This is a genomic window from Bacillus sp. AFS073361 (assembly GCF_002567005.1).
Lineage (GTDB): Bacteria > Bacillota > Bacilli > Bacillales > Cytobacillaceae > Neobacillus.
On record NZ_NUZU01000011.1, the window covers coordinates 19,516 to 39,445 of the forward strand.

General features: G+C 38.6%; 21 protein-coding genes. 16 read left to right on the forward strand and 5 right to left on the reverse strand.

Annotated features, from left to right (window positions below):
- Positions 1-59 precede the first annotated feature (59 nt).
- Together COJ96_RS06905 and mreBH are read right to left on the reverse strand one after the other, a co-directional pair.
- Positions 60-281: a hypothetical protein gene (locus tag COJ96_RS06905; protein WP_098572228.1), complete on the reverse strand. Its 222-nt coding sequence runs from the start codon at positions 279-281 to the stop codon at positions 60-62.
- A gap of 297 nt (positions 282-578) precedes the next feature.
- The gene (gene mreBH, locus COJ96_RS06910) at positions 579-1,586 is read right to left on the reverse strand and encodes a rod-share determining protein MreBH (RefSeq protein ID WP_098572229.1); all 1,008 of its coding nucleotides are present in this window, start codon (positions 1,584-1,586) and stop codon (positions 579-581) included.
- Between the two features lie 307 nt (positions 1,587-1,893).
- Here mreBH and miaA point away from each other — a divergent pair, with 307 nt between their 5' ends.
- The 3 genes from miaA (at position 1,894) to spoVK (ending at position 4,258) form a co-directional block, all read left to right on the forward strand.
- On the forward strand, positions 1,894-2,850 hold the full coding sequence (gene miaA, locus COJ96_RS06915; protein WP_098572270.1) for a tRNA (adenosine(37)-N6)-dimethylallyltransferase MiaA: 957 nt from the start codon (positions 1,894-1,896) through the stop codon (positions 2,848-2,850).
- 26 nt (positions 2,851-2,876) lie between these two features.
- On the forward strand, positions 2,877-3,107 hold the full coding sequence (gene hfq, locus COJ96_RS06920) for an RNA chaperone Hfq (RefSeq protein WP_026566590.1): 231 nt from the start codon (positions 2,877-2,879) through the stop codon (positions 3,105-3,107).
- 203 nt (positions 3,108-3,310) lie between these two features.
- Positions 3,311-4,258 carry a stage V sporulation protein K gene (gene spoVK / locus COJ96_RS06925; protein WP_098572230.1) on the forward strand — a complete coding sequence of 316 codons (948 nt, stop codon included), beginning with the start codon at positions 3,311-3,313 and terminating at the stop codon, positions 4,256-4,258.
- 55 nt (positions 4,259-4,313) lie between these two features.
- Here the strand turns inward: spoVK and COJ96_RS06930 are convergent, their stop codons facing one another.
- Entirely contained in the window at positions 4,314-4,919 is a 606-nt protein-coding gene (locus COJ96_RS06930; protein WP_098572231.1) for a trimeric intracellular cation channel family protein, read from the reverse strand.
- A 168-nt stretch (positions 4,920-5,087) separates the two neighbouring features.
- Here COJ96_RS06930 and hflX point away from each other — a divergent pair, with 168 nt between their 5' ends.
- The 5 genes from hflX to COJ96_RS06955 all read left to right on the forward strand — a co-directional run bounded on the left by hflX (position 5,088) and on the right by COJ96_RS06955 (position 10,329).
- On the forward strand, positions 5,088-6,374 hold the full coding sequence (hflX, locus tag COJ96_RS06935) for a GTPase HflX (protein WP_180230008.1): 1,287 nt from the start codon (positions 5,088-5,090) through the stop codon (positions 6,372-6,374).
- A gap of 11 nt (positions 6,375-6,385) precedes the next feature.
- Positions 6,386-7,657 (forward strand): methionine gamma-lyase family protein, encoded by a 1,272-nt coding sequence (locus COJ96_RS06940; RefSeq protein ID WP_098572233.1) that lies wholly within the window; start codon positions 6,386-6,388, stop codon positions 7,655-7,657.
- 153 nt (positions 7,658-7,810) lie between these two features.
- Positions 7,811-8,188 (forward strand): MerR family transcriptional regulator, encoded by a 378-nt coding sequence (locus tag COJ96_RS06945; protein ID WP_180230015.1) that lies wholly within the window; start codon positions 7,811-7,813, stop codon positions 8,186-8,188.
- A gap of 37 nt (positions 8,189-8,225) precedes the next feature.
- Positions 8,226-9,560 (forward strand): type I glutamate--ammonia ligase, encoded by a 1,335-nt coding sequence (gene glnA / locus COJ96_RS06950; protein WP_098572235.1) that lies wholly within the window; start codon positions 8,226-8,228, stop codon positions 9,558-9,560.
- Between the two features lie 514 nt (positions 9,561-10,074).
- On the forward strand, positions 10,075-10,329 hold the full coding sequence (locus tag COJ96_RS06955; protein WP_098572236.1) for a hypothetical protein: 255 nt from the start codon (positions 10,075-10,077) through the stop codon (positions 10,327-10,329).
- A 69-nt stretch (positions 10,330-10,398) separates the two neighbouring features.
- Here COJ96_RS06955 and COJ96_RS06960 read toward each other — a convergent pair whose 3' ends face one another.
- Entirely contained in the window at positions 10,399-10,689 is a 291-nt protein-coding gene (locus COJ96_RS06960) for a DUF4257 domain-containing protein (RefSeq protein ID WP_098572237.1), read from the reverse strand.
- Positions 10,690-10,888: 199 nt separating this feature from the next.
- Positions 10,889-11,512, reverse strand: coding sequence for a transcriptional repressor LexA (gene lexA, locus COJ96_RS06965; protein WP_098572238.1), 624 nt, complete (start codon positions 11,510-11,512; stop codon positions 10,889-10,891).
- 159 nt (positions 11,513-11,671) lie between these two features.
- Here lexA and yneA point away from each other — a divergent pair, with 159 nt between their 5' ends.
- The 8 genes from yneA (at position 11,672) to COJ96_RS07005 (ending at position 19,895) form a co-directional block, all read left to right on the forward strand.
- Entirely contained in the window at positions 11,672-11,998 is a 327-nt protein-coding gene (yneA, locus tag COJ96_RS06970; RefSeq protein WP_098572239.1) for a cell division suppressor protein YneA, read from the forward strand.
- Positions 11,999-12,010: 12 nt separating this feature from the next.
- Positions 12,011-12,658, forward strand: coding sequence for a YneB family resolvase-like protein (locus COJ96_RS06975; RefSeq protein ID WP_098572240.1), 648 nt, complete (start codon positions 12,011-12,013; stop codon positions 12,656-12,658).
- 78 nt (positions 12,659-12,736) lie between these two features.
- Positions 12,737-12,967: a DUF896 domain-containing protein gene (locus COJ96_RS06980; RefSeq protein WP_098572241.1), complete on the forward strand. Its 231-nt coding sequence runs from the start codon at positions 12,737-12,739 to the stop codon at positions 12,965-12,967.
- Positions 12,968-13,144: 177 nt separating this feature from the next.
- A complete protein-coding gene (tkt, locus tag COJ96_RS06985) occupies positions 13,145-15,151 on the forward strand; it encodes a transketolase (RefSeq protein ID WP_098572242.1) in 2,007 nt (668 codons plus the stop codon).
- A gap of 246 nt (positions 15,152-15,397) precedes the next feature.
- Positions 15,398-15,838 (forward strand): sporulation inhibitor of replication protein SirA, encoded by a 441-nt coding sequence (sirA, locus tag COJ96_RS06990; RefSeq protein WP_026566602.1) that lies wholly within the window; start codon positions 15,398-15,400, stop codon positions 15,836-15,838.
- Between the two features lie 71 nt (positions 15,839-15,909).
- The gene (locus COJ96_RS06995) at positions 15,910-16,122 is read left to right on the forward strand and encodes a YneF family protein (RefSeq protein ID WP_373561664.1); all 213 of its coding nucleotides are present in this window, start codon (positions 15,910-15,912) and stop codon (positions 16,120-16,122) included.
- A 229-nt stretch (positions 16,123-16,351) separates the two neighbouring features.
- Positions 16,352-18,103 carry an ABC transporter transmembrane domain-containing protein gene (locus tag COJ96_RS07000; RefSeq protein ID WP_098572243.1) on the forward strand — a complete coding sequence of 584 codons (1,752 nt, stop codon included), beginning with the start codon at positions 16,352-16,354 and terminating at the stop codon, positions 18,101-18,103.
- A gap of 1 nt (position 18,104) precedes the next feature.
- Positions 18,105-19,895, forward strand: coding sequence for an ABC transporter ATP-binding protein (locus COJ96_RS07005; protein ID WP_098572244.1), 1,791 nt, complete (start codon positions 18,105-18,107; stop codon positions 19,893-19,895).
- Positions 19,896-19,930 lie beyond the last annotated feature (35 nt).

A 19,930-nucleotide genomic window follows, 5' to 3' on the forward strand; every position in this document is an offset into this window, starting at 1 on the left:
ATGAGAAGAGCAAAAAGCCTTACNNGTAAGGCTTTTTGCTCTTCTTTAATTCCGTAGCATCAGCCAAGTTCTTGACGGCGTTTTTGTCTATTTCTCTGCAATTCTCCCTGTTTCCACGTATATTTTTGCATATACAACTTTAAAACATCATTAATTGTCTTTCCGCTTTTTTCTACTGCTTCCAAAAATCTGTCTCTAATATGTGGTGGAACGTCGATACTTACTTGAACCGTTTCGGTCAAATTCTTCTCCTTTAGTTCCTCTTTTCTTAGCTGCTGCATTAATCATGCCTCCCCTGTGCAATTAAAAAAAAAAGAATAGTTTAAAAACAAAAAAAATTATAAATATTTATGATAAAATAATTTTAACAAGTGGAAGCGGATACAATGAAATAATATTTTTCAACAAATTTCGACATTTTCTGTCATGTAGGCTTTCTGTATCCGATTAATTAACTCTTTGAAACTAACAAACATTAAATGGCGATCTAATAATAAAGAAAAAGCTGCAGAATTCTACAGCTTTTTTCAAAAAGTTTTTATATAGGGGAGTATCCCTGGTTTCGCTCTTGAATTGGTTTATTTCATTGCGGCTTGCACTTTACTCATGTACTGCAGGGCCCTGCCAGTACCCATTGCTACTGATTCTAGCGGGTTTGGGGCAAGCTGGACGGGAACGACGATCTCTTGGCTTAGCCATGCCTCCATTCCATTTAATAAAGCACCACCACCTGTCAGAATCACACCACGGTCGACAATGTCCCCGCTTAGTTCGGCTGGACAATCTTCTAGAGTTGCACGGATGGCTTCTAAAATATGCAAAAGTGCTTCCTTGATAGCCACACGGATTTCATATGATGATAGTTTAATTGTTTTTGGCAGACCTGTTACAAGGTCACGACCGCGGATGTCCATGAAAATTTCCTCGTGGTCAATGAGGGCATATCCAATTTCCATCTTGATGTTTTCCGCTGTTCTTTCGCCAATGAGGATATTATATTCTTTTCGAATATGTTGAATGATATCTTCATCCAGACGGTCTCCACCGATTTTAATTGAATGGCAGGCAACCACACCACCAAAGGAGATAATGGCAACTTCCGTATTACCGCCTCCAATATCAACCACAACATTGGCAACAGGTTCATCAACTGGCATTCCTGCCCCGATTGCTGCTGCGACCGGTTCTTCGATTAAGCTGATTTTCTTTGCACCAGCTTGTCTTACCGCATCTTGGATCGCTCTTCTCTCCACACTTGTAGAACCAGATGGGATACTAACGACAACATTTGGTTTCCGGACGGCAAATCCAATCTTTTTGGATGCCTTGCGCATGATATGTTTCAGTAATTCAGTCGTTACATCATAATCGGCGATTACCCCATCCTTCATCGGACGAATAGCCACGATTTTTTCAGGAGTTTTTCCAATCATTTCTTTAGCTTCCTGACCAACTGCTACTACATTTTTGGTGACCGTATCGATTGCTACCACCGCTGGTTCATTTATCGCAATTCCTTTATTTTTACTATACACAAGTATATTTGCAGTTCCTAAATCAATTCCAATATCAAAAGTTGATAACATCTTTTTTCACCTTATTCCATTATTTTTGGTTACTAGATATGCTACGGGTAGTCTATCATAAAGTTGGGGGTAGTAAGCGGTTTGTAAATGAACCGTTATCCTTTTGTAAAGTTACAAGAAAATTATTCCTTTTTGGTAATGAAAATGAAAAATTATGATTCATGTGGATTAGGAGCATAGAAAAGAACTTTTATGTATATAATAGTTTGATGTTCAACTGCTTTTTAAATTTATGTTACGATAAAGGGGTGAAAGTGGAATCGAAAGCGTGCTTTCACTGAAAATGGGATAAGGCAGTGTGAAAATATTGGATTTAAAACAAAAGTTATTAGTAATCATCGGACCAACTGCTGTCGGAAAAACAAAGTTAAGTATCGAAATGGCTAAACGCTATAATGGAGAGATTATCAGCGGGGACTCGATGCAGATCTATCGTGGCATGGATATTGGTACAGCAAAAATTAAACCAGAAGAAATGGAAGGAATTCCACACCATCTAATTGATATTAAGGAGCCAACTGAAAATTTTTCGGTTGCCGAATTTCAACACCTTGTTCGGGCTAAGATTGATGAGATTGTCCAAAAAGGCAAGCTGCCTATCATTGCTGGTGGAACAGGGTTATATATACAGTCTGTCATTTATGATTATCAATTTTCAGATGTGCCCGGTGATGAGACATATCGTCTTATGCTGGAGGAAAGAGTAAAGGAAATCGGAAATGAAGCTCTGTATAAAGAATTAATGGAGGTGGATCCTGAAAGTGCTTCACAAATCCACCCGAATAATATAAGAAGAGTCATTCGTGCTCTTGAAATTTTCCATCTGACAGGGAAGACAATGCAAGAGTTTCAAAGTACGCAGCAACCAGACCTTTTGTACGATACTGCGATTATTGGGTTAACAATGGAACGAGAGAAACTTTATGAGCGGATCAACTACCGAGTGGATATCATGGTTGAGGAAGGGCTCATAGAAGAAGTAAAACGTCTATATCAACAGGGTTTACGTGATTGCCAATCCATCCAAGCGATAGGCTACAAAGAGATTTTTACATACTTTGATGGTAAAATGTCGTTAGAAGAAGCAATAGCCAATTTAAAGCAAAATTCGAGAAGATACGCGAAAAGACAATTGACATGGTTTCGGAACAAGATGGATGTTGTTTGGTTTGATATGACCGATGTGGAGAATATATCAAAAAAAATAAAGGAAATTTCACATTGTGTTGAAGGAAAGCTTAAAGTAAAATCGAATACATATTAGTAGAGATAAAAGAGGAGGAAATACAAATGAAAACAACAATTAATATTCAGGACCAATATTTAAACCAGTGCCGCAAAGATAACATACATGTGACCGTCTTTTTATTAAACGGATTCCAATTAAGAGGCCAAATTAAAGGCTTTGATAATTTTACAGTCCTTTTTGAATCAGAAGGAAAGCAGCAATTAGTATATAAGCATGCCATCTCAACCTTTGCACCGCAAAGAAACGTTCATCTTGAATTGGATAACCAATAAGTTTTTAAGAGCCCATCTTAAGGGCTTTTTTTTATTTTTGTGAAAACTTTTTTAATGAAATTCAACGTGTATGAATACATATTAGTTGAAGGACTATGCATTTCTCCTAAGTATATTTGAGGTCGGAATTTAGAGGATAAATTCTGAGTGGCCATAAAAAAGCATCCTTTGTAATCTGTTGGCGAAAATGAGAGGTGAAAGCTTTGGACCAACCCATTCGAATGAAAAGTAACGGCCAAATAAGTGTTGTCCTCAACTCACAAAAGGGAAAAACCATTTCAAAAGAGTTACCTGAATTTCAAGTGGTTCCGAAGGATATTCCGCCTGAACACACGGCTCTTAAAGAAATTGAAGACGAGCTTGGGGCATTGGTTGGGATGGAAGAAATGAAAATGATGATTAAGGAAATTTATGCTTGGATTTATGTAAATAAAAAACGTGAAGAAATGGGTTTGAAAGCAAGAAAACAAGCCCTTCATATGATGTTTAAAGGAAATCCAGGTACAGGAAAAACGACAGTAGCAAGACTAATTGGCAAGCTTTTTCAAAAAATGAGTGTATTAACAAAAGGTCATTTAATTGAGGCTGAGCGTGCTGACCTCGTCGGCGAGTATATTGGCCACACCGCACAAAAGACTAGAGATTTAATCAAGAAGGCCCAAGGGGGAATCTTGTTTATTGATGAGGCGTACTCATTGGGCCGAGGTGGTGAAAAGGATTTTGGCAAAGAGGCTATTGATACCCTAGTAAAGCATATGGAGGATAAACAGCATGAATTTATTCTGATTCTTGCCGGATATTCTCGGGAAATGGATCATTTCTTAACGCTTAATCCTGGGCTGCATTCGCGCTTTCCGTTAGTGGTAGATTTTCCTGATTATAATATCGATCAATTAATGGAGATTTCAGGTAGAATGCTAATTGAAAGAGAATACGCATTCAGTCGTGAAGCGGAAAAAAAGCTTAAAGAACATTTAATATGGGTGAAAGCAGTATTAAGCCCAAATAGTTTTTCAAACGGTAGGTATGTTCGAAATATTATTGAAAAATCAATCCGTGCTCAGGCGATGAGGCTGCTTATGTTAAATAGCTATGACCGTCATGAATTAATGACACTTAGAAGTAATGATCTTGTGTTTGAAGAAGATTAACCATAAAAAAACGACAGATTCTTGATAATCTGTCGTTTCTATTTGGAAAAGAATCTTAATTTGCTTCGAGCTTACGAATGGGCAATTTCCAATTAAAGGTATAAGAAAGTACTCGTAACACAGTTACAATAACAAATAAGGAATATAACTCCAATGGCTGTTCAGCAATACCCAGCCCGAGAAATAAGCCTGTCAAAATAGCCCAGAGCGCATAAATTTCTGCTCTTAGTACAATAGGCTTTCTTCCGGCTAATAAATCACGAATGATTCCGCCGCCAATTCCAGTTAAGACCGAGGCAACGATTACAGCACTAAGAGGGAGGTCCATTTTTACGGCGTAAATGCCACCTTGAATGGCAAAAGCAGAGAGGCCGATCGCATCAAATAAGTTCCCCCATTTTTGCCAGTGTTTGAGAAGATTGCTTGGAAATAAAAACACAGCAGTAATTGATAACAAGGCAATTTGAAAAAATAATCCTTGGTCCCAAAGTGCAGATACCGGTACGCCAATTAATAAATTTCGAATTGCTCCGCCTCCGAAAGCAGTAACGATTCCTAAAATATAAACCCCGAAAATATCATATTCTTCCTCCATCGCCACAATTGCTCCACTGACAGCGAAGGCTATGGTTCCAATCATACTTAAAACATCCCATGTCATTTTTGCTATCCCCTTGATGTCTATTTTATTTTTACACTATTAATATAGTAAATATGTAACGGGTTTCAAACATTAAAATTTTATCATGTTGTAGAAAAAAAACAATAAGTTTTTTGGGAATTGGAGAAAATAGAGATTATATATATTTTTTGTTATGATGAAAGCTAGATGTTTAGAAAGGAAGGATGCCTTTTGGAGCAGAAAGAAACGAAAGAGAAAGTAATCCTGGTTGGCTGCCAAACCAGCGGGGACGATGACTTACGTTTTCACTATTCAATGGAGGAGTTAGAGGCATTAACTGAAACCGCTCAGGGGGAAGTGTTGGTATCTGTGGTTCAAAAACGAGAGCGCCGTCATCCAGCGACATACATAGGTAAAGGGAAAGTCGAAGAACTAAATGCACTCGTAGAAGAACTTGAGCCTGATATCGTCATTTTTAATGATGAACTCTCGCCAAGTCAAAAGAGAAATCTTGCTACAGAATTAAATGCCCGGGTGATTGACCGCACCCAGCTGATCTTAGATATCTTTGCACAGCGAGCGAGGTCCAAAGAAGGGAAACTGCAAGTGGAACTTGCTCAATTGCAATACATACTACCGCGGCTTGCCGGTCAGGGGACCGCTTTATCTCGTCTTGGTGCCGGAATTGGGACTAGAGGACCTGGTGAAACGAAATTAGAATCGGACCGTCGTCACATCCGGCGAAGAATCGATGATATCAAAAGTCAGCTTTCTGTCATCGTTCAGCACAGGGATCGATACCGAGAAAGAAGGAAGAAAAATAAAGCCTTTCAAGTGGCGATTGTTGGATATACCAATGCTGGTAAATCAACCTTGTTTAACCGTTTATCCGAAGCCGAGTCTTATGAGGAAAATCAATTGTTTGCCACCCTTGATCCAATGACACGAAAATTGATCCTGCCCAGTGGTTTCTTTGCTTTGATTACGGATACAGTTGGCTTCATTCAAGATTTACCGACAACGCTGATTGCTGCCTTCCGGTCCACCCTCGAGGAAGTAAAGGAGGCGGATCTGCTGCTTCATGTAGTGGATATGTCCAACCCGGATTATTTCCATCATGAGAAAACGGTAAAAAGACTGCTAGATGACTTAGAAGTGAAAGATATCCCGCAAATAACGGTATATAATAAGAGGGATATTCAGCATGCCGATTTTGTCCCAACTGCGGATACACCAACAGCATTTATCAGTGCTTTTGACGAGAATGACCGCCATTCTTTAAAAGAAAAAATAGAGCAAATTGTGATGGAATTGATGGTTCCTTATGAGGTAGCCGTTCCTTCTACGGAGGGAAAACTGCTTTCTCAATTAAAAAATGAGACCATCTTAAGAGGACTTTCTTTTGATGAAGATAGTCAGTTATATCACTGTAAGGGATTTTCGCTACAAGATCATCAAATTACAGGCCAATTACAGAATTATAAAAGTAGATAGGAGATTCATGCATGTTTCAACAGTTAAAAAATGGGGAAAAACTCCAGCCAATCGTTAGGGAAGTCGAACAACAAATTGCTGGGGTACATAAGGAAATTGATGAAAGAATCGAAACCAATCAATTTAGGGTTTTACAGAGTTTTCAAAAACATCGGGTCAGTGACTCTCATTTTATCCCGTCAACTGGATACGGCTACGATGACATAGGAAGAGATACGTTGGAAAATGTCTATGCAGATGTCCTTGGCGGTGAAGCAGGACTGGTTCGCTCGCAAATCATTTCTGGTACCCATGCCATTTCCATTGCATTATTTGGTGTTCTTCGCCCTGGGGATGAACTCCTTTATATTACAGGCAAACCGTATGATACCTTGGAAGAAATCGTCGGTCTTCGTGGAAATGGGGTTGGTTCTTTAAAAGAATTTGGCATTTCTTATGATAGTGTTGCCCTGACAAATGAAGGGCGAATTAACTGGGATCAAGTATCTGAAAAAATAAAACCGAATACGAAGATGATTGGGATTCAACGTTCCAAGGGCTATGACCCAAGACCTTCTTTTACAGTAGCTGAAATTGGCGAAATGATTAAGTATGTAAAAGAAATTAAGCCAGATGTCGTTGTATTTGTGGATAACTGCTACGGAGAATTTGTAGAAGAACTGGAGCCCTGTCATGTCGGTGCGGAATTAATGGCTGGCTCGCTGATTAAAAATCCTGGCGGCGGAATCGTGAAGACTGGCGGATATATCGTTGGGAAAAAAAAGTGGGTAGAAGCTTGTTCATATCGGATGACTTCACCTGGGATTGGAGCTGAAGCTGGTGCATCCCTCTATAGTCTTCAAGAAATGTATCAAGGCTTTTTCCTAGCTCCTCATGTGGTGGGCCAGGCCTTAAAAGGTGCTGTGTTCTCGGCGGCAATGCTGGAGAAATTAGGTATGAATTCCTCGCCAAAATGGAATGCTAACAGGACTGACTTAATTCAATCTGTACAGTTTGATGACCCTGATAAAATGATTGCTTTTTGTCAGGCCATTCAATTTGCGTCGCCCATTAATTCATACGTGACTCCCCATGCGAGCTATATGCCAGGGTACGAGGACGACGTGATTATGGCTGCAGGTACCTTTATCCAGGGAGCAAGTATTGAACTCACCGCAGACGGGCCGATTAGACCGCCATATGTTGCCTATGTACAAGGTGGTTTAACATATGCCCATGTAAAAATGGCTGTTTGCCTCGCGATTGATCATTTAACTGAAAAAGGATTAATAGACCTTATTTAGTGCATTTATTGGTTTGTACAATTCTTTAAGAAAATTCCATGTAAGAATATCTAACATATCATTGACAACTTTTCTAACACGAAATATAATAGCATTATAAACAAACCCGAAGGGAGGAGTAATTAGGTGAGTGGAAAGGAAATTCGCCGTTCCATGCCGCTGTTCCCAATTGGAACGGTCATGCAGTTAACGGAACTTACAGCCAGGCAAATTCGCTACTACGAAGAACACCAATTGATTTCTCCAGCTCGAACCGAAGGGAATAGACGTCTATATTGCTTAAATGATATTGATAGGCTTCTAGAAATTAAGGATTTGATTGATCAAGGTGTGAACATGGCAGGTATTAAACAATTATTCCTAGTAAAAGAGCAACAACAATCTAACATAATCGAACAACAAGCAGAGAAGGCTAAACGCGAATTAACGGATGACCAACTTAGAAAACTACTGCGCAACGAAATGATGCATTCTGGCCGAAACAACCGATCATCATTACGTCAAGGAGATATGTCAAGATTCTTCCATTAAATTGGCAGCATCTTTTCAAAAAATAGGGGGTAAGAAAATGGCAAAGTATTCAAGAGAAGATATTAAAAGATTAGCTGTTGAGGAAAACGTAAAATTTATTCGTTTACAATTCACAGACATCCTTGGAACTATTAAAAACGTGGAAATTCCAATTTCTCAATTAGAAAAAGCACTTGATAACAAAATGATGTTTGACGGATCATCAATCGAAGGTTTTGTACGAATTGAAGAGTCTGATATGCTGCTTTATCCTGACCTTAATACATGGGTGGTATTCCCATGGACAGCAGAAAAGGGGAAAGTTGCCCGCTTAATTTGTGATATTTATACTCCAGAAGGAAAACCATTTGAAGGGGATCCTCGAAATAACTTAAGAAGAGTATTAAAAGAAATGGAAGAGTTAGGATTTACAAACTTTAACTTAGGACCTGAGCCGGAATTCTTCTTATTTAAATTAGATGAAAAAGGCGAGCCAAGTTTAGAGTTAAATGACCAAGGTGGTTATTTTGATTTAGCACCAACAGATTTAGGTGAAAACTGCCGTCGTGATATCGTTCTTGAATTAGAAGAGATGGGCTTTGAAATTGAAGCTTCTCACCACGAAGTAGCACCAGGTCAGCACGAAATTGATTTTAAATATGCTGATGCATTAACAGCATGTGACCAAATCCAAACGTTTAAATTAGTTGTTAAAACCATCGCTCGTAAACATGGCTTGCACGCAACATTCATGCCAAAACCTTTATACGGAGTTAATGGATCTGGAATGCACATGAACCTTTCATTATTTAAAAATGGAGAAAATGCATTCTATCAACCAAGCGGCGACTTAGAAATGAGCGATACAGCTCGTCAATTTATCGCCGGAATTCTAAAGCACGCTCCAGCCTTTACTGCGGTTACCAACCCAACAGTAAACTCTTATAAGCGTCTTGTTCCTGGCTATGAAGCGCCATGCTATGTAGCTTGGTCAGCTAGAAACCGTTCACCATTAATTCGTATTCCTGCTTCACGTGGATTAAGTACTCGTGTGGAAGTAAGAAGCGTTGATCCATCTGCTAATCCATACCTTGCAATGGCTGTTCTTCTAAAAGCTGGTTTAGACGGAATTAAAAACCAATTAACTCCTCCAGCACCAGTTGATAGAAACATCTATGTAATGAGCAAAGAAGAAAGAATCGAAGAAGGCATCATCGATCTTCCTGCTACATTAGCTCAAGCATTAGATCAATTAAAAGCTGATGAAGTAATCGTGGCTGGTCTAGGCGAGCACATTATGGAACACTTTGTTGAGGCAAAAGAAATCGAGTGGGATATGTTCCGTACAGTCGTTCACCAATGGGAACGCGATCAATATATGAGCATGTATTAATATCAGTAAACCCTGTCGCTTGAAGTGACAGGGTTTTTTTGTTGGTTTGTGGGGAACTAGAAGAGGGGATTTGCCGAGAAGACAAAAAAGAGGCAGAACGGTAAATGAAAGAGGTCTGGATTTACTGAGATGAGGAAAAAGCAGACCAGCGGTAAATGAAAGAGGGCTGCATTTACCGGTAGGAGGAAAAAAGCAAGCTAGCGGTAAATGAAAGAGGTCTGGATTTACTGGAAAGAGGAAAAAAGCAGGCTAACGGTAAATGAAAGAGGACTGGATTTACTGGTAGGAGAAAAAAAGCAGGCTAGCGGTAAATGAAAGAGGACTGCATTTACCTGTAGGAGGAAAAAAGAGCCCCAACGGTAAATTACATTTAATCTGTACATCAAACTACAGTAGTCAATCCCCACACATGCTAAAATAATTTCCTTATTTCTTGAAAAATTCACAATTATCTTCCTTCTGCTACTCATATATATTATATGATTAACTTGAAAACATTTGGGAGGTGCTCTAATTGTATAAACTGCAAATTTGTAATGCTCAAACCCAAGAAATACTTCGTGAAAAGACGTATAAGAAACCGGACCTTATATTAAGTTTGCTAGAGTCAGGAGCCAAAGGTCAGGAATGTTTTCTATTTGATGAGGAACGTAGAACGTTAAAAGGAGATTATGTGAGCCATTCCGTATTTAAGGAAGCGGATACAGAAGTTTACAAAGCGTTTTTTAAGGTGAAATTATCTGATATTCAGGCACGGATAGCAAAATAATCAAATAAACAGTCTTCATTGGTAAGAGAAACGCCTTAATACGAATAGTATCATGGCGTTTCTCTCGATTTATTCATTATTCTTTTCACTCTGATTAAGTAGCTTAATTTTAGAAAGAACGGCATCACCACCAATTCCTGCGATGATTGAAAAAAGGATATTTTCAACCGTTGAATTTGGAGCTGTATATAGAACGAGGAGAAGCGCAGCAACCGCACCTAGGAGCAACTCTTCTAAAAAGCCGAGATAAATGAATCTTTTTGTTTTCCTTGGCATGATAATTTTTCCGTTCTTACGAACATGTCCAACAATGCCAACAGTTCCACCAATTACAATAGAGAAAATAATGTCGGCTAACACTGTTTCTCAACCTCCTTAAGCCTAATTTTTTGGACCTAAGGTAAATCTTGGTGTAGTTCAATTATATCAAACATTTACAACATGGACATGAGTAAAAATACTGAATTTTCACTATATAATATACATGATATGATAAAAATGAAAAATTTTCCCAATAATGTGACGTAAAAAAAGCATGCACAGTTGTGCAAGCTCCCTATTAATGAATATGCCGATAAACGCCGATAACTTTTCCTAGAATTGAAACATTCCTTAGAATAATAGGGTCCATTGTAGAATTTTCCGGCTGCAGGCGTATGTAATCTTTTTCTTTAAAAAATCTCTTACAGGTGGCTTCATCTTCCTCGGTCATTGCTACAACGATATCACCGTTATTCGCGGTTGGCTGCTGTTTCACAATGACGTAGTCCCCATCTAGTATCCCAGCTTCTATCATACTCTCACCCATGATTTCTAGCATGAAAACCTGTTCATCTGCAGGTGCAAGACTTTCTGGGAGCGGGAAAAACTCTTCGACATTTTCAATAGCTGTAATTGGTAATCCTGCAGTTACTTTACCTACCACGGGAACATTTACAACTGCATTTCTTGGTATATGTGCTGCAGCATCTGCTTCTAATATTTCAATTGCTCTTGGTTTGGTTGGATCCCGTCTAATCAGTCCTTTGCTTTCCAGCCTTGCTAAATGACCGTGAACAGTGGAGCTGGAAGCAAGTCCAACTGCTTCTCCAATTTCTCTTACGGAAGGGGGATATCCTTTACTCTTAACCTCACTTTTAATGAAGTCTAATATATCCTGCTGCCGCTTTGATATTTTAGCCATGATAAAATCCACCTCGTCTGGTTTTTGTTGTCTTTATTATACCATGTTCGTATTTTTTATACAAACATAAGTTCGAAAAATAGTTGACAACAAACAAACGTTCGATTTATAATCATATTAATAAAACGAACATATATTCTTAGTAGAGGTGTTTTTTATATGAAAAAATTATGGAACAAATACTCCTATGCTATTATTCTAATTATTTTAAGCTGTTCACTTTCCTTCATATTATCTTTTCAACATCATTCAAATGATCAAGATAAGTATTTAAAGATTACGATTTCAGAAGGGGATTCACTTTGGGATATCTCTGACCAATATTCCGAACAACATTCATTATCAAACCAGGAATTTGTTTCTTGGATAAAAAAGCATAATGAAATTGATGAAGACCTAATTTTTCCTGGTGAAGAAATTATCATTCCAGTGAGTAACGAAAAGGGTTTAACAACACAAGAATTAGCTAGTGCTGTGAGTGAATAGAAAGGAATAACAATGAAAGCAATCATATACTGCCGTGTCAGCACCAACAAAGAAACACAAGAAACATCATTAAAGCGCCAAGAAGAGGAATTAACACAACTTGCTCATTCCTATCAATTTGAAGTTGATAGTGTAATTAAAGAAAAGGCAAGTGGCTACGAATTCGACCGAGAAGGGATCTTTCAATTATTAGAGCGTATTAAAGATGATCAAGTTCATGCGGTATTAATCCAGGACGAAACCCGACTTGGTAGAGGTAACGCTAAAATAGCGATTTTGCACTGCATTTTAAAAGAAAATATTAAACTTTACAGTATCTCTCAAAGTGGAGAATTACAGCTGTCAGAATCAGATTCCATGGTTTTAAAAATTGTTGGCATGGTGGAAGAATATCAACGTAAACTTCATAATGCAAAAATTAAGCGCGGCATGAAGCGAGCTGTACAGAATGGTTATAAACCTGAAAAAAACTTAAAAAATCTTGGTGAAGGTTCCGGACGTGAAAAAATTGAAGTACCAGTAGAAGAAATTGTCCGGCTAAGAAAGAATGGATTAATTTTTGCTGAAATTGCTGCCACTTTGAGAGGTTTTGGCTATAACATTTCAAAGGCAACCGTACATAGAAGATACCAAGAATATATCGAATCACAAGAAGAGTAAACCTTTTGCCTTGTCATTAGTTTTTTTTTTTAGTAAAATCAAGTGTCATGTAAACAGGTAGAAAGGAAGGTTTACTCCATGCTATCCAAAGAAAAAATGGCTAGAATTAACGAGTTGGCAAGAAAAGCAAAAGCAACGGGATTGACTGAAACAGAAGCCAAAGAACAATCAAAATTAAGAAGCGAATATTTGGCAGCATTTCGTTCTAATATGCTTGATACCCTTACCAACACTAAGTTTATTGATCCTAAGGGAAATGATGTCACACCAGAAAAAATCAAAGCTAGGAAAAAAAATACACTTCACTAAAAATTCAGGGATACAATTTTCGTATCCCTTTTTTACATAGAGCGGCATTTTCTGAGTCAAACTAAAAAATAAAGCGGATTTTGTTCTTTATTATTATGCTATTTGTTGAATAAACCACAGTATCAATATAAAATTGAAATGTACTTAGTACCTAGTCATTAGGAAAGGATGTAATTCATGTTTAATACTATTGATGATTTATCAGTTACCTCGATCCGAACTCTTTCGATTGATGCAATCGAGAAAGCTAACTCTGGACACCCAGGGATGCCAATGGGTGCAGCGCCAATGGCGTATACTTTATGGACTCGTTTCATGAACCAAAATCCGAAGAATCCACGTTGGTTTAACCGTGATCGTTTTGTTTTATCTGCTGGACATGGGTCAGCGTTGTTATACAGCATGCTTCACTTGTCTGGTTTCAATTTAAGCATGGATGACTTAAAACAATTCCGTCAATGGGGCTCAAAAACACCTGGTCACCCTGAATACGGCCACACAGAAGGTGTAGAAGCAACAACTGGTCCACTTGGACAAGGGATTGCAATGGCAGTGGGAATGGCAATGGCAGAACGCCATGTTGCAAGTGTTTATAATAAAGATAAGTATGAACTTGTGAACCATTTTACATACAGTATTTGTGGAGATGGAGATTTGATGGAAGGTGTTTCTGCAGAGGCAGCTTCACTCGCGGGGCACTTGAAACTAGGAAGATTAGTGGTCCTTTATGATTCAAATGATATCTCTCTAGATGGTGATTTAAATAAGTCTTTTTCAGAAAGTGTCAAAGATCGCTTCCTATCCTACGGCTGGCAATATCTTCGTGTGGAGGACGGAAACAATCTAGAAGAAATCGCAAAAGCGCTTGAAGAATCAAGAAATGATTTAGAACGACCAACAATGATTGAAGTAAGAACAGTAATCGGTTATGGTTCTCCAAATCGTGCGGGTACATCAGGTGTTCATGGTTCACCACTTGGTGCTGATGAATTAAAACTTACTAAAGAATCCTATAAATGGACTTTTGAAGAAGATTTCCATGTACCACAAGAAGTCTATGATAACTTCCAAAAGCTTATCGTTGAAAATGGTGAGAAAAAGGAAAAAGAGTGGAATGACCTTTTCGCTCAATATAAAAATGAATACCCTGAATTAGCAGCTCAGCTTGAGCAAGCATTAAATAATGAACTTCCAGAGGGTTGGGACAAGGATATCCCTGTTTATAGTGAAGGGAAAAGCCTTGCAAGCCGTGCCTCATCAGGTGAAGTAATTAATGGCATTGCTAAAAATCTACCTATTTTTATTGGGGGCTCAGCAGATCTTGCAGGCTCTAACAAAACGATGATCAAAGGTACGAAAGACTTTATGCCAGGTTCTTATGAAGGCCGCAATATCTGGTTTGGTGTTCGTGAATTTGGAATGGGTGCTGCAATGAACGGGATCGCTCTTCATGGCGGAGTAAAAGTTTTTGGCGGAACATTCTTTGTTTTCTCTGATTACTTACGTCCGGCGATTCGACTAGCTGCGTTAATGGGATTACCTGTTACCTATGTATTTACGCATGATAGTATTGCTGTTGGGGAAGATGGACCAACGCACGAACCGGTAGAACAATTGGCGGCATTACGTGCAATGTCAGGAATTTCAGTCATTCGCCCAGCAGATGGAAACGAAACAGCGGCAGCTTGGAAGCTTGCTGTTGAGTCAACAGACAAACCAACTGCACTTGTGTTAACTCGTCAGGATTTACCTACATTAAAAAATACTGATACCAATGCTTATGAGGGTGTTTCTAAGGGCGCCTATGTGGTATCTCCTTCTGAAAGAGAAACTCCAGATGCATTGCTTTTAGCAACTGGATCTGAAGTAAGTCTTGCAGTGGAAGCTCAAAAAGCACTTGCTGGAGAAGGGGTTCATGCTTCAGTCATAAGTATGCCTTCATGGGATCGCTTCGAGCAACAATCCCAAGAATACAAAGACTCTGTCTTACCAAGAGGTGTGAAAAAACGTCTTGGAATTGAAGTTGGCTCATCGTTTGGCTGGCACAAATATACAGGTGACGAAGGCGATGTATTAGCGATTGATCATTTTGGAGCTTCTGCACCAGGAGAAAAGATTATGGAAGAATTCGGATTTACCGTAGATAACGTTGTGGCACGTGTGAAGGCACTTTTACAAAAATAAAATCGTAATTTTAAGGAGAGCGGATTTATCCGTTCTCTTTTTTTGTTGGGGCAGATAATCTTTGCACAAATATGCACAAAGATATTGCTGCAGGAAAATTCATAAAATCTACCGAAATATATAAAAATAGCTTGCAATTCTTACAATCGACAAAAATAGTGGAAGTTTTTGGCGCCGTAAGACAAAAGTTTCGCTTGTCTTTTTTTATAATAGTAAAAAGGGTAACCAACGAAGGAGAGAACAGTGGTGAGAAAATATCAACTATATTTAATAGAAGATGAATTTGCGACCCATTACTTCGGAAGAGAGCGATTGTTTTTTCAGCTTTTTCAAGAGAATCATAAAGCAAACGGTGAATTTAAATTTATAACCCAAAAACAAATTTCCTATATAACCAGAAAAGTCGAGGCGCTAAAGATTCATCAGCTTATTCTAAAGCAACTTGGAAAAATCAAGGGTTTTAAAGCTGAAAATGGTGCATATTCGATGGAATTAAGCGGAAAACTAAGTACGGCAAAGTTAGAGGTATTCCAAGACTTAATTACTATTGATGCACAAGGAAGCTATGAAGCCGAGACTGCCTTTTTTGAAGTATTAAGAAAATGTGAGTCTTCTTTTTTAGCGCTTGACCTTGAACATCAAAGATATGGCTGGTTAAAACCGATAAAAGAAAGAAAATTTATCTGATTGCAGATATTGTCTAATCGTGTTTTATTTAGTACACTGTATGGTAGACAACACGAAGGAGGAAGTTGAATATGTATTACGTTCTAGTTGGTATACTGGCACTAGCAGCTGGTGTAGCACTAGGATTTTTCATTGCTCGTAAATATATGATGAGCTACTTAAAGAAAAATCCGCCTATCAATGAACAAATGCTGAAAATGATGATGATGCAAATGGGACAAAAACCATCACAAAAGAAGATCAACCAAATGATGGCTGCCATGAACAAGCAACAATCTAAATAAACGGACAAGCGAACACGATCCGATCAGACAATAATTAACCACCTTTCTGAATTTATTAAATTCCGACAGGTGGTTTTTATTTTCATAAAGGAAGATCCTTATGTTTTTTCGTCCTCAATAAGTATTCTTAATCTTTCTTATCTTGATAATATTTGGTAAAATGAAACTCCAGTAAATGGATTATTTTACCTGACAACAATATATTTTTTTGTGTTTTGGGGGCGGTTGGATGAAAGTATTTTTAGACTTAGCATGGTATTTTAAAAAAGAGAAAAAAGCTTATATTTCAGGGATATTCATCTTAATGCTTGTAGCTGTCCTTCAGTTAGTGCCGCCAAAGGTCATTGGAATCATCGCTGACGAAATTAAGGATGGGACTATGACAAAGGGAATCCTCCTTCAGTGGATAGGGGCTCTTGTTGCAGTAGGCCTGGCTATGTATGTTCTCCGCTATTATTGGAGAGTGATGATTTTTGGGTCATCTGTAAAGCTCAGTAGACTGCTTCGGAATCGACTGTATCAGCATTTTACAAATATGTCTCCATCATTCTACCAAAAGCGTCGAATTGGCGATTTGATGGCTCATGCTACAAATGATCTGCAAGCAATTCAGCAAACAGCTGGTGTTGGCGTGTTAACGTTGGTTGATTCGCTGTCAACTGGTGGCTTTGTGATCTGTGCGATGGCATTTACAATCAGCTGGAAACTTACCTTAATTTGTTTGATTCCTATGCCTTTTATGGTCATCCTTACGAGTTGGTTTGGAACAATGCTTCATCGAACCTTTTATCAGGCACAAGAAGCTTTCTCGTCCTTAAATGATAAAACACAGGAAAGTATTACTGGGATTAAAGTGATTAAGACGTTTGGTCAGGAAAACGAAGATATCGAGGATTTTCGGAAGAAATCAGAAGATGTTGTCAAAAAAAATATTAGTGTTGCTAAAATTGATTCACTGTTTGATCCAACGATATCAATTATTGTGGGGATTTCTTTCTTTTTATCGATTGTATTTGGTTCTAGATATGTCCTTAATGGGGAACTAACGATTGGACAATTACTCTCGTTTACTACATATTTGGGGTTACTTATTTGGCCGATGCTTGCATTTGGCTGGTTGTTTAATATTGTTGAGCGAGGCAGGGCTTCCTATGACCGTGTCACCTTGCTCCTTCAGGAAAAAGTAGATATTACCGATCAGGAGGATGCTTTAAACGTAGTGCCGGCAGGAAAAATAAAATTCGACCTTGAGAAGTTTACCTACCCAAATGAAACGGAACCAGTTTTAAAGGATATTAACTTTTCTCTACATGCCGGGGAAACACTCGGTATAGTGGGTAAAACGGGAGCCGGGAAAACAACACTATTAAAGCTGCTCATTCGTGAGTTTGATAGTTATCAAGGGGAAATTACTTTTGGTGGAAAGAAACTTCAGGCCTACAAACTTGAAAAATTACGTGAGGCGTTTGGTTATGTACCGCAAGATCACTTTTTGTTTTCGGCTACAGTCGGTGAAAACATCGCCTTTACAAATCCTAACTCCACGATAGAGGAAATAGAGAATGCCGCAAAGTTAGCGAATATCCATGATGATATCCTTCAATTTGCGGAAGGGTATCATACGGTTGTTGGGGAGAGGGGGGTGTCATTATCTGGCGGGCAAAAACAGAGGCTTTCGATTGCCCGGGCTATTTTGATGAATCCAGAAGTATTGGTCCTCGACGATTCTTTATCTGCAGTAGATGCAAAAACAGAAGAAGCCATTCTTTCTTCGTTAAGAGAAAACCGGGAAGGAAAAACAACCATAATTACATCCCATCGATTAAGTGCGATTCAACATGCCAATCTCATTCTCGTTCTCGAAGAAGGTAAGATTGTCGAAAGAGGCACCCATCAGGCATTAATGGAAATGGGCGGATGGTATAAGCAAATGTATATACGCCAGCAGCTAGAAGAGCTGGTCGAGCATGGAGGACATTAATATGGAAGAGAAAATACATCTTTCTGACCGTGAACAACGAAATATATTATTTCGGCTGCTGTCCTACACGAAACCACATAAAAAACTGATAGGAATGGCATTTATCTTTCTATTATTAACGACCATCGGTGATATTGTCCTTCCGATCCTAGTCAAAATTTTTATCGATGATTATTTAACACCCGGAAAGCTTGAATTTCAGCCTCTATTAATCCTTGGCTCCACATATATGGGGATTCAAATCATCAAAGCCATTCTAATGTTTTTTCAATTTGTAAAATTCCAAGAGCTAGCTTTAAAAATTATTCAACAGCTTCGAATAGATGTTTTTTCTAAAGTTCAGTCACTTGGGCTGAAATATTTTGATCAAACACCTGCCGGAAGTATTGTCTCTAGGGTAACGAATGATACCGAAGCGATTAAAGACATGTTTGTCACAGTCATTGCAACGTTTATCCAAGGTGGGTTTTTATTATCGGGGATTTTTATCGCGATGTTTATCTTGAATATCAAACTTGGATTATTATGCATTATTATCCTTCCAATGCTGTTATTTGTTATGAACCTCTATCGAAAGTTAAGTTCACGATTCTACCTTGATATGCGTGAACGACTGAGCCAGTTGAATGCCAAGTTAAGTGAATCTTTATCAGGAATGGGCATCATTCAAGTGTTTCGTCAGGAAAAAAGACTGCGTGCTGAATTTGGAATGATAAATGACCAGCACTATGAGGCAGGAATGAAGAATCTTAAAATTGACGGCCTTCTGTTAAGGCCAGCGATTGATTTGATTTACGTTTTAGCATTAATCATTGTGTTATCATATTTTGGGCTCACTTCTTTGAACCATGTGATTGAAATCGGAGTTTTATATGCCTTTATCAACTATCTGGATCGTTTTTTTGAACCGGTTAATCAAATGATGATGAGACTTTCCTTGTACCAGCAAGCAATTGTCGCTGGATCACGCGTCTTTAAATTATTAGATGAATCTGAGTTAGCACCTGCCCAAAAGGAAGAGAACATTCTAGCGATTGAGCAAGGAAAAATTGAATTTAAAGATTTGAGTTTTTCCTATAATGGGAAACAGGATGTGCTTAAATCTATTTCATTCACGGCTAAACCTGGCGAAACCGTCGCCCTAGTTGGTCATACCGGTAGCGGGAAAAGCTCAATCATTAATTTGTTGATGCGGTTCTATGAATATGAACGGGGAGACATATTCATTGATGGTCATTCTATCCGAAATTTCACCAAAACAGAGCTCCGAGAGAAAATGGGCCTCGTTTTACAGGATCCATTTTTATTCTTCGGGACGGTAAAGGACAATATACGCCTGCATGCCAATGACATGTTGGACGAACAAGTGGAAGAGGCGGCGAGGTTTGTCCAGGCCCATACCTTTATAGAAAAATTGGACGATGGATTTGACCATAAAGTAGTAGAGAGAGGGACCACTTTTTCTAGCGGTCAAAGGCAATTAATCGCCTTTGCTAGAACGATTGCGACCAATCCTAAAATATTGGTCCTTGATGAAGCAACAGCCAATATTGATACGGAAACAGAGGAAGCTATTCAAACGGCCCTCTCCAAAATGCGAAAAGGGCGAACCACCATTGCGATTGCTCATCGGCTGTCAACGATTCAAGATGCTGATTTAATCTTAGTTTTGCACCAAGGAGAAATTGTTGAAAGGGGAACACACCAGGAACTCCTCGCTCTAGGTGGGTTATACCATAAAATGTTCCTTTTACAAAATGGAGTGGTAGAGAGTATGGATGTTGTGAATTAATGAAGAAAGCCTGGCAGCGCTGCCAGGCTTTTCGT